The 11,189-nt window shown below is 31.0% G+C and carries 11 protein-coding genes; 2 read left to right on the top strand and 9 right to left on the bottom strand.

Translation table 11 applies throughout. The features are described 5' to 3' along the window. Positions 1 to 50: 50 nt before the first annotated feature. Entirely contained in the window at positions 51 to 446 is a 396-nt protein-coding gene (locus OU788_RS10580) for a hypothetical protein (RefSeq protein ID WP_274635135.1), read from the top strand. A gap of 413 nt (positions 447 to 859) precedes the next feature. On the opposite strand, the gene OU788_RS10585 is transcribed toward OU788_RS10580, so the two are convergent. Together OU788_RS10585 and OU788_RS10590 are read right to left on the bottom strand one after the other, a co-directional pair. Further along, on the bottom strand, positions 860 to 1,168 hold the full coding sequence (locus OU788_RS10585) for a hypothetical protein (protein WP_274635136.1): 309 nt from the start codon (positions 1,166 to 1,168) through the stop codon (positions 860 to 862). Continuing rightward, positions 1,155 to 2,468 (bottom strand): NAD(P)/FAD-dependent oxidoreductase, encoded by a 1,314-nt coding sequence (locus OU788_RS10590; RefSeq protein ID WP_274635137.1) that lies wholly within the window; start codon positions 2,466 to 2,468, stop codon positions 1,155 to 1,157. The genes OU788_RS10585 and OU788_RS10590 overlap by 14 nt, the downstream gene beginning before the upstream one ends. 122 nt (positions 2,469 to 2,590) lie before the next feature. Here OU788_RS10590 and OU788_RS10595 point away from each other — a divergent pair, with 122 nt between their 5' ends. Then, positions 2,591 to 3,025, top strand: a complete 435-nt coding sequence (locus OU788_RS10595) for a DUF7738 domain-containing protein (protein WP_274635138.1) — start codon at positions 2,591 to 2,593, stop codon at positions 3,023 to 3,025. Here OU788_RS10595 and OU788_RS10600 read toward each other — a convergent pair. From OU788_RS10600 to OU788_RS10630, 7 genes are all read right to left on the bottom strand, one after another. After that, a complete protein-coding gene (locus tag OU788_RS10600; RefSeq protein ID WP_274635139.1) occupies positions 3,020 to 3,547 on the bottom strand; it encodes a hypothetical protein in 528 nt (175 codons plus the stop codon). The genes OU788_RS10595 and OU788_RS10600 overlap by 6 nt on opposite strands. Then, positions 3,548 to 3,970 (bottom strand): secondary thiamine-phosphate synthase enzyme YjbQ, encoded by a 423-nt coding sequence (locus OU788_RS10605; protein ID WP_274635140.1) that lies wholly within the window; start codon positions 3,968 to 3,970, stop codon positions 3,548 to 3,550. A gap of 9 nt (positions 3,971 to 3,979) precedes the next feature. Further along, positions 3,980 to 4,729 carry a LytR/AlgR family response regulator transcription factor gene (locus tag OU788_RS10610; RefSeq protein WP_274635141.1) on the bottom strand — a complete coding sequence of 250 codons (750 nt, stop codon included), beginning with the start codon at positions 4,727 to 4,729 and terminating at the stop codon, positions 3,980 to 3,982. Between the two features lie 2 nt (positions 4,730 to 4,731). Continuing rightward, positions 4,732 to 7,647 (bottom strand): sensor histidine kinase, encoded by a 2,916-nt coding sequence (locus OU788_RS10615; protein ID WP_274635142.1) that lies wholly within the window; start codon positions 7,645 to 7,647, stop codon positions 4,732 to 4,734. 259 nt (positions 7,648 to 7,906) lie between these two features. Then, on the bottom strand, positions 7,907 to 8,515 hold the full coding sequence (locus tag OU788_RS10620; RefSeq protein ID WP_274635143.1) for a hypothetical protein: 609 nt from the start codon (positions 8,513 to 8,515) through the stop codon (positions 7,907 to 7,909). Positions 8,516 to 8,571: 56 nt separating this feature from the next. After that, complete coding sequence (locus OU788_RS10625) at positions 8,572 to 9,246, bottom strand: hypothetical protein (protein WP_274635144.1); 675 nt, start codon at positions 9,244 to 9,246, stop codon at positions 8,572 to 8,574. A gap of 86 nt (positions 9,247 to 9,332) precedes the next feature. Beyond that, positions 9,333 to 11,189: choice-of-anchor D domain-containing protein (locus OU788_RS10630; protein ID WP_274635145.1), on the bottom strand; the 1,857-nt coding region annotated here is incomplete at its 5' end.

An 11,189-nucleotide genomic window follows, 5' to 3' on the forward strand; every position in this document is an offset into this window, starting at 1 on the left:
GCCATTTCGTCTAATTTATCACGAAAATAGTTTGAATTGGCATAAAATAATTGTGTGATAGTAATGGTTTCTTTAAGTATAAAGATACTTTTAAATCAAACAATTTAATTACTCAATTATTACCTGTAAAAGCTAAAAGAGATTTAATAGAAAAACACTTTTTTTCAAATCATACTAAATCTTTACAACTAACACCTGATTTTGATTTAATATGTATGAACTATAATTTAGAAATGGACCTGTTATCGACATCAAATGGAAAAAATTTGACCTATGATTATTTAAACATTAATGATGAAAACAGAAACTCAAATTATTTGTTCGAAAACAAAGATGAAAGAATTAAAGAATTAGATGTACTACTCAATATTATAAATAATTCTGAAAAAAGGAATTTGCCTTATTCTATGAGATATATTATAAAAAGATTTGAAAATTTAAAATAACGCTGTACAACAATGGCTCCTATGAAAAGCACTAGTCCAGTTGTTTAAAGTTATCATTCCTTTTTCTGAAGAAAATAAAAAACTACGCCACCCATAAAATATAAGAATACATCAATGAAATCAGCAGTGTACCTTGGATGAAACTTAGGTAGTAAATACTCAAAAAAAACTCCGTAGAAAGCACAGACATACATAATTACACCAAGAGGGATTGTATAACTTTTATCCCCTCTACTCCATCGTAAAATAAAAAGACAGATCGTTAATACAATGGGTAGTATTAAAAAATCATTTACATAATTATTAACGATTTTAGGTAGTGTAATTTCAAATTGCTGAGCGAGATAAATAAAGCTTCCTACAGCAACTGAAACGTAAAAGTAATATGGAAGTATCCTTTTTTGCATACGCTCTTATCCTGCTGCTACCATTGCTATAAACCATGCAATTAACGCTCCAATGGCACTTACCAACAAATACGCCGAGTATAAAATCCAACCAACAATACGATACAACCAAAACGAATGCTTTTTTAAGCGTTCTGCCAAGTTTGGGTTTTCTATTTCATACTTCACTTTTTGAAGCTCTTCTTCTTTATATGCCGCTACTTTTTGTTCTTGTTTTTTTTCAAAAGAAATTAACGTATTACAATTTTTACAGTAATCGCTGTTCCTATTAAAAACTCCGCAGTTTGGACATTTAACGTTTCTAGTAATTGCCATTTTCTTGTTCTTTAAAGCTGTATTTATTTTTCTTTTTATACGGACGGATAATCAATCTTGTTTCTCGATCAAAACGGATGTAATTATACACCCAATTCATAAACACTACTGCTTTATTTCTAAATCCAATAAGTGAAAATAAGTGCACAAACATCCATACAAACCAAGCAAAAACTCCTTGAAACTTCCATTTAGGTAAATCAACAACGGCTTTATTTCTTCCAATAGTCGCCATTGCTCCTTTGTCTTTATACTTAAAAGGTTTTTGTTTTTTCTTCTTTAATTTTGCTATGATATTTTTCCCCAACAACCTTCCTTGTTGAATCGCTGGTTGTGCCATCATAGGGTGCCCTCTTTCATAATCTTTGGTTTCCATACACGCTACATCTCCAATAGCGTATATGTTATCATAACCGATTATTTTGTTGTATTCATCTACTTTAAATCGATTGGCTCTTTCAATAACACATTCTTCGGCTAAACCATTAACAACAGCTCCTTTAACTCCTGCTGCCCAAATAACAGTTTGTGCTTTAAAATGGTCTTCTCCATTCGTTGTTACAGTTTCTCCGTCATAATCTAATACCCGTAAATTTTTCCAAACATCAACTCCTAATTTTATTAAAAAATCTTCTGATTTTTCTGAAGAAGCTTCGCTCATCCCTTTTAATAACTCTCCTGAACTTTGAATGAGATTAATTTTCATTTCTCGAATATCCAAATCAGGGTAATCTTTAGGAAGAATTCCTTTTTTCATTTCGGCTAATGCCCCTGCTAACTCTACTCCGGTTGGTCCTCCTCCTACAATAACAAAGTTCATTAACGCTCTTCGTTTTTCTAAATCGGTAACTAATAATGCCTCTTCAAAGTTTTCTAAAACCAAACTACGAATATTCAATGCCTGCGGAACTGATTTCATTTCCATCGCATATTTTTGAATATTGGTATTTCCGAAGAAATTTGTGGTAGATCCTGTGGCAAGAATTAACTCGTCATACTCCAAATTACCAATCGTAGTTTCTACAATTCGTTTCTCTGCATTTATACCCGTAACTTTAGCTAACCGAAAATAAAAATTCTCTATATCGTTAAACCTTTTCCTTAATGGAAATGCTATACTATCTGGCTCTAATCCGCCTGTAGCTACTTGATACAATAAAGGTTGAAATGTATGGTAATTGTGTTTATCGATTAAAACAACTTGTAATTCTTGATTTTCTAATGCTCTTGCAGCTGCCAATCCTGCGAATCCACCTCCTACAATAATAACTCGAGGAAAACTCGTTTGAGGTATGTTCATTATTAATTAGGGTTTTATAACTAATTAGCAAATTTAACTAAAAGAGAAAGGAGTTTCTTAAAAATTATTTTTTAGTTTTACATTTCATCCCTTAAATTCATTAACCTAATAAAATAATTACTATGTTCAATTTTTTTAAGAAAAAAAAGGTAAAAAATTTAGTTATTGAATGCGATACGGATGTTATTCATATAAATAGCAAACCGCTTACTTTTCCTACAAATTACAGCACTTTAATTCAAGTATTGGGTAAGCCTAGTAGAGAATTAAAAAAGAGTAACGAGTACATGATTTGGGATAAGCACGGTATTTTTTGTGGTTATACGGATAAGGATAATATTTTATCTATAAACGTTTATCAAAATAAAATAGACCGCAGCGAATACAACACCAAAAAGCAATTTAAAGGAAAGCTTATTTTAAATAATGAGGAAATTACCAACAACGAGTTCGGTAAAATACCGTTAGGTAAAGTTGCTATTCACAGACTAGGTAGAGAAAGTGACACGCGCTTTGGCTTTAGTCTTGGTGTCAATAGAGATTACAAAGATTTATAACTCTAGCTTTAGTTGTTGTAGCGTTTTGTTTGTTGTTATCAGTTTGTCGATGATTATTTTTCTTAAAACATCCACATCTTCTTCATAGTATCGTGCCCACTTATACTCTTTAAACAAGGTTTGTATTTGTTTTAAGCGTTGATGTGCAAATTCTGAGGTCATTAAGAATTCTTTACACTCTTCGTCAGTTCGTATTCTTTTGATGTTTGCTTTACACTCTTGATAGTCTACCTCTAGGTAAAACACTTTATCTGTACTATTCAGCGGATAAAAGTCTGACCAATTTGCATAGCCTACATAATATTTCTGATTTTTATAATGGTCTATTCCCTGAATTTTCCAACGGCAGTTTGCAACCCTACCCCAGTGGTTTGAGTAACGAAAAACACCTTCTTCAGTGTAATAGTAATAACTCCCTGATTTACTTTGAAAATGAGCTTTCATATCATCAAAAAAATTGATGTTTTGCATTTCAAACTCACAATAGGTACTTCTGTAAAAGTTAAATTTATGATACTTCATTTAATTTCCAAAAGCTGTTAGTACTACTTTCCTTCTACCACCATAATTTCTGTGCTCTCCTAAATACACTCCTTGCCAAGTTCCTAAATTAAGTTTTCCATTGGTAATCGGAATCTGTACCTGACATCCTAACATCGAACTTTTAATATGTGCAGGCATATCATCTGCTCCTTCATAATCATGCTTGTAGTATGGCATATTTTCAGGAATCATTTTGTTGATATGCGACTCAAAGTCCATTCGAACAGTCGGGTCAGCATTTTCGTTAATCGTTAAACTTGCTGATGTGTGTTTTATAAATACCTGAAACTGTCCTACCTTAATATTTTTAAGCTCTGGAAATGCTTCTAATAAAATATCTGTAATTAAATGATAACCTCTGTTAAATGCTGGTAATTGAATTTCTTTTTGGTAAAATTGCATACCGCAAATCTAAAACACTTCTTTTATAATCTTTAAAAATTCTTGCTTTTTTGTTTTAGAAATAGGTATTGTTGTTTGATTTTGCATCAACAAAAAATCTCCATCTTTTTTTATAAACTTCTCTAAATAATGGAGATTTATTAAGAAAGACCTGTGGCACCTGAAAAATAAGTTATTGCTTTGAAGTTGATTTTCAAAATATGATAACGGTTTACAAATAAGCTGATTTTCTTTATTTGCCAGATGTACCTTTGTATACATACCATCTGCTTCTAAATACAAGATATCTTCATGAGATACAAAAATGATTTCTCCGGGAACTTCTAAAGCTATTTTATGTGACGATAAAGATTGAATTGCTTTTTTTAGCTCCGAAAATTGCGCTGAAACCTTTTTCTGCTCTATATTTACTTTAGCCTTATTTATAGCTACTCGTAATTCTTCTCTATCAATAGGTTTTACCAAATAATCTATTGCCGATAACTTTAATGCATCTAGCGCATATTGTTGATAGGCTGTTGTAAAAATTAATTGAAATTCGATAGGCTCAGAAATAAAGTCTAAAATTTCTAACCCTGAATACTCTGGCATTTCAATATCTAGAAAAACAATATCAGGCGCATGTTTATTTATTTCTTTTACTCCATTTAACAAGTTGTCAGCTGTAATAATACTTTTTATTTCAGGGAAGAATTCTGTAAGCATCGTTTCCATTACGCTACGTGCTTTTGCCTCATCATCAATTATTAACGCTTTCATTTTTAAATTCTTTTTATTTTTAGTGTTACTACCGTTCCTGTAGCCTTATCATTTTCATCAACTTTATCTGTAAACTCTACTGAAATATCAAATAACTTTTCTTTCTTGTATAGTGAAACTCGCTCTTGAGTAGCATTCACAGCAAAAGATTTATGTCCTTGTCTTTTCTTATTGATTTCTAATGATTTTTCTCTTCCAATACCATCATCTTCTATCGTTACAATTAATAAATTAGTAGTCTTATTTTTAATTGTTATCCATAAGTTTCCTTGTTCCTTTTTATGAACAAGTCCATGTTTTATTGCATTTTCTACAAACGGTTGTAAAAACAACGGTGGAACTTCAAATTGATCCTTATTTACATTCTTATCTACTAAGAAATTAACTTTAAATTTATTCTCAAATCGCAATTGTTCTAATGCTATATAAATTTCAAGTGAACTGAGTTCTTCTTTTAGCGATATTACATTAACCCTACTATGATTTAAATACATTCTAATTAAACGGGAAAATTTGACCAGATAATCACTCGCTAAATATTTCTCGTTCTTCATTACATAATCTTGAATTGCTCCTAAAGAATTAAAAATAAAATGAGGATTCATTTGTGAGCGTAAGTTCTCTAATCGTAACTTACTTATTCTACTAGCTAAAATCACTTTTTCTAATTCTCGCTCTCCTTCTTTCTCTTTCCACTGTAACTTAATTCTGTAATATATTACTACCGCTAAAACTGATGTAAAAAATACAGCAGCTATGAACCACCAATTCTCCCAAAAAGGTTTTTGAACAATAATTTTAACGCCTTTACTTTCTTCCCCAATACTTCCATCTAGACTTTTGGTTCTAAGTAAAAACTCATATTTTCCAGATGGAATTCCAATATACCTAACAACATCATCATTCAGTTCTGATGTTTGCCATTCGGTATTGAAACCTAAAAGCTTATATTGAAAAACATTTTTACTACTAGCTTTAAATCCGTTTGCATTAAAATTAAATGTAATATCATTGGTTTTATAAGGCAACTCATACTTTGTTTTTATTTCTTGCTCTTTACCTCCAATTTTAACATTGCTTATATAAGCTAATGGGGCTGTTTTAGGTAGCATTAAATCAGGAATAGATATATCTACTCTACATAAAAAATTATTTCCAGGCACCCATAAATAATCGTTTTGAACAACCGGATGTTTGAACTTGATAGCACTTTTATCAGTTAAATTAATTGTTTTTATCGATTTTTTATCTGTATCATATCGCTGTATCCCTTTTTCAGTAACAATCCACAGAAAATTTTCTTTTCCTAAAATTCCTTTTATTTGAGATTGCAATAACCCTGTTGAATACGTAATACTGTCGGTAACTTTCCCAGCTTCTAACCCTAAGATTTTATCTCTTGTGGTTGCCCATATTTTACCATTAGAAGTTTGAGTGTATTCAGAAAAAATAATAGGTTTGTTTTGATAACTTACGGGAATGGTTTGTAGTTTTTTATTATAAACTACCGTTCCGTCAATATAAGTTACGTAAATAAGTTTATTTTTAGAATCGTAATGAGTACTAATAGGTCTTTTACTATCTAAAACTATATGCTCTTTATTTTTTGACAAATGGGTGTAAATAATAGCATGTCGATACGATAAATACACCAGCGAATCCTTACTTATTTGAGCAAAACCTTTAGCTGTTGTAAACAGATTCCCAACATTCGTCATTTTTTTACTCTTTAAATCATAAATATAACTACTTGTTCCGTTGGTACTTATATATGCCCTATCGAGTATTTCATCATATTTAATTCTATTTACCGGTCGCTGGTTCGGTAAATCCGTGATTGTATAATTGTTATTTTGTGTATTATAGTCTATTAAATTACCATTTTGGGTACCTAGTAACAAACGATTTTCTGCTACAGCTTCTATTGAGATAATGTCTTCTTTTATCTCTAAAAAACTCTTCTTTGTTATTCCTAAACTTGGTACTACAAAAACACCATTTTGAAGTGTAGTTAACCAATAATTATTTTCATTGTCTTTTAAAACATCCGTTATATGATAATCTTTAAAAATTTGTTCGGTATCATTAACTTTTGTTTTTTCTAAAGTTTTATAAATTCCATTTGATGTTAACAACCAGTTTTTCTGAAACTTCTTTGTATTGTATACCTGAGCTTTTTGAAAATTATTCGGAAGTTTTATAAAACTAATTTCTCTTGTATGAATATTAATTGAAAACGCTTTTGATACATCACTATCAAGTTTAACAACAATCTCATCAAACCACTGAAACATTTGAAAATTTCCTTTATCTAAAGAAAATCTTTTTTTATCACATTTTACTTTTTTGAAAACTGGTATTCCCTCTTCTTCATAAACATGAGTAATGATATTTGTTTCTTTTAAGTTATAGTAAAAAAAACCGTTTTCAGATTTTGCTATTTTAGAAACCTCAGCATTTAAGTCTTTTTTTACTGATCCTGTTTTTTTATCTATCTGATAACTCTTTCTCTGAGAAATAAAGAAAATATCATTTTTCAAAACCATTAAATGAGCAAAGGTTCCTTTTAACTCATTAGAAAAGTCTTTAAATAGCTGTAACTCTTTATTTACAACTTTATAAATATGTCCTGAAATTGTAGAACACCATATTTGCCCCTCATCATCAATTTGTAAATTGAAGATACTTTTAGTGGTAGCAATCGTATTTTTTACCTTAATAAATTTTTTACCATTGTAGTAAAACAATCCTTGTTCTGCACCAACCCAAACAAGATTATCTTTATCTTGAATAATATTAAAATTAGCCAGAGAAGCTAGACCATCATCCGATGTAAATTGCGTATAAAAAGGCTCTTGTGAAAAAACATTTTCAAAGAAAAGAAATACGAAAACAAGTATGTAAAAAGTTTTTTTCACAAATTTAATATCACTATAAAAAAGGTGGCTATGCAATAATACGCAAAACACCACCTTTATTCACAACTGTTCTTAGTTTAAAATTAATTAACTCCTATGATAGTCAATTTATAACCATTGAATGACTTTTCAATTATAACTCTTTTTAACCAAAAAAATTTACCTCTAAAAATTAATGGTATAAATAGGAATTTATGAACCGTATGAGTGTATCTTTTTTTTACACTTCTTTTTTTAACATGAAGTTTCATTTTTATTTTTAAGGCTTTGCGTCACACTTACAATATCCTCCGTAAGGTGCTCCTCCAGTTCGGCTAATTCCATTAAAATAAACTTCTCCGTATTTTCCTCCTCCTGTATAATCTCTTCGTAAAATAAATTGTTGTAACATACACTGCCCATCAGAGTTTTCCTGAACTACGGCTCCAACTACCCATTGGTACAAAGGAACTCCTGTTACTTTATGCTTTACTGTTGACCACTTGTTTGAAGTAACATATTGCTTTAAGTTCTTCATACTTGTTTTACCGTAATAAGCATTTAACCCTTTGGTAGCAATTCCTATCAAACTACTGTTTAAACTTCCTTTTGCTGGCATTGTTACACTATTTAACTTTGCTCCTAACCAATCTTTACGTAAGTTATCAAACTTAGCAAAAGTTGTTTGAGATGTTAATTCAGGATTTTTATAATACTTCTTAATTTTTTCTGGATTTTTAGCAGCAATAACAAACTGTTGTGGTTGAGCATTATTCATCCATTTATGGCCTTCATTATCATTTTTATGATATACTTCAGCCCCTATTAACAACACCCCTGGTTCTAATAAAAGCACATTAGCATTGGTCCACTCTGGTCCACCTCCCATTCCAAACTGAAACTGAATGTTTCCTTTGTCTGCAGATTTTCTATATTGCTCTGGAACTACACCATAACGTTTTTGTTCTGGAGTGAAATAAGCGTTTTTTTTTGTTCTGGAGTGAAATAAGCGTTTAATTGATACGTTGTCGGATCATATTCAATAGAAAAGCCTTCGTAAATATCACCTGGATTGCTATCAAAATGACTTGAAGGATTTCTAACAAAGTATTGTGATAAATGGTAGTAACCAGACAGTTCCATCTTATCAGAAAAACCACCATCGTAAGCAGGCATTTTTTTAAACTTTGTTCTGTTTAATACATAAATTTGATTGTCTTTAAATTTATCATTTTCACTACTTTCTATAGGTGAAGGAATTTCGCTCACAACTGTTCCTTTACTATTTTCTTTAGCTAATAAGGCTTCTTTTTCAGCTACTTGTTTTTGTTGATACTCTTTGTACTTTTTAAAATAAAAATCTTGCTTTTCTTTATCGTTGGGATACTTTTTAGCTAACTCTTTTTTAAACTCTTCATCTGAATATTCATTTGTATTAGACGTTGAATTAGTATCTGAACTTGTAGTTGATTTTTCTATTGATGAAGAAGCTTTCTCTTCTATTTTTTTTGTTACTTTTTGCTTAGCTTTTTTTAACATGTTACCAAACTGAGCATTGGCTGTTTGATGAAACAAAAAACTAGCGAAGAATAAACAAACTAATATTGTATATTTTTTCATTTCTATTATTGTTTTTATACTATTAGAAGCTACCTGCTTTTTACACAGGTAACTTTTTTGAATTACTATTTAAAGGGAATGTTTTTTTATTGACATGCGACTGTGCTCCAAGAAGCTCCAGATGGCTTAGCCCATTGGTTTGCTTGCGTATTTGGTGGGTTTAAAGGATCAAAACCAGCATCATGTTGAATACACGTTAAGTCATCATTTCCATCTGCAATCATATAAAAGAAATTTACATTATTACCATTTGCTACGTTTAAACTTGTTAAATTGTTATCTCTAACATGTAAAGTCCTAACTTTTGAATTATTAGAAATATCTACACTTGTTAAATTGTTCTTGTAAACAACTAAAGTTCTTAAATCTGGATACATAGAAACATCTAACGTACTAATTTGATTTTCCCCTAAGTATAAAGTTCTTAACCCATTGGCCGTTGTTGGTAATAATAATGTTGAGATATTATTATCTCCACAATCTAGGTTAACTAAGCTTGAGTGATTAGATAAATCGATTGTTGAACTTATATCATTCTGCTGAATTAACACAGTTTGTAAAGCTGTATTAGCTGAAAGATCTAAAGCTGTTAAATTATTCCCTTTTAACGTTAATCTTGTTATTGCTGTATTCTGACTTAAATCTATACTAGTTAAAGCGTTATTCATTGCATGAAATTGTGAAATATTTACAAAAGCCTCTAAACCTGTTACATCTGAAATACTCAATCCATCTACTCTAATTTCACCCGTGAAAGCCTGAGCCTCTGAAACTTGAATTTCAGTATCTCCGTTCGTATTAATCGATGAATTTCCAACTAATGCCGCCTTAAAGTTAGCGTCTGGAATAGATACTACATTTCCTGTCGTAGCCTGTAATCCTTTTCCTTGAACAATAAGTCCATAGTTAGGTTTTGTAGGATCATTATTTTCTACAAAAACTTGTGCGTATTTCTGCCCTTCTGATTGAGGTGTAAATCTAACAGTAACAGTATATGAGCCATTAGACACAATTGTTTGTGGAGCAGACACATTAATTAAGTTAAAATCACTTGCGTTAGCTCCGCTAATTCTAATATTACTTACCTCTAAATTTCCTTGACCATTATTCTGAATAGCAAAAGTTAAATCATTTCCAGAGTTTCCTACAGTAACATCACCAAAGCTCAATCCTGTTTCACTAAAAGCAATTGCAGGTTGTGCTGGCGCTGTTCCTGTTCCATTCATTCCTAAAAGCACAAGAGTTCCATCAGATTTCTTAAACCTAATAGATGCTGAAACATACCCTTCTGAACTTGGAGTAAATTTAACTCCAAAAGTATGTGTATCACCTGGGGCAAGGGTTCTTATTAATGCAGTTGTTCCTCCTATTACTGTAAAAGATGATGCGGTACTACCTCCTACTATATTTACATTAGTAATCTCTAAATCTGCATTTCCTGTATTAGAAATTGTAATATTTTTAGATAATTCTTGACCTACTTCTACGTTACCAAAAACAATTGGCGACTCGCTAAATGTCATTACTGGTTGTGCTGGCGCTGTTCCTGTTCCATTCATTCCTAAAAACACATCACTATCATTAGAATTATTTAAAAACCTAATAGATGCTGAAACATATCCTTGTGAACTTGGCATGAACTTAACTTCAAAAGTATGTGTATCACCTGGGGCAATAGTCTTTATTAATGCAGTTGTTCCTCCTATTACTGTAAAAGATGATGCGGTACTACTTCCAACAATATTTACATTAGTAATATCTAAATCAGCATTTCCTGTGTTACTAATAGTAATATTTTTAGATAATTCTTGACCTACTTCTACGTTACCAAAAGCAATTGGCGACTCGCTAAATGTCATTACTGGTTCTGCTACCGCAGTACCTTTACCATCTAACGTTATAATTTTTACACCAATGTTTGTTGTTATCTCTAAACTAGCCGT

It is taken from the genome of Tenacibaculum sp. L6 (assembly GCF_028823685.1).
Lineage (GTDB): Bacteria > Bacteroidota > Bacteroidia > Flavobacteriales > Flavobacteriaceae > Polaribacter.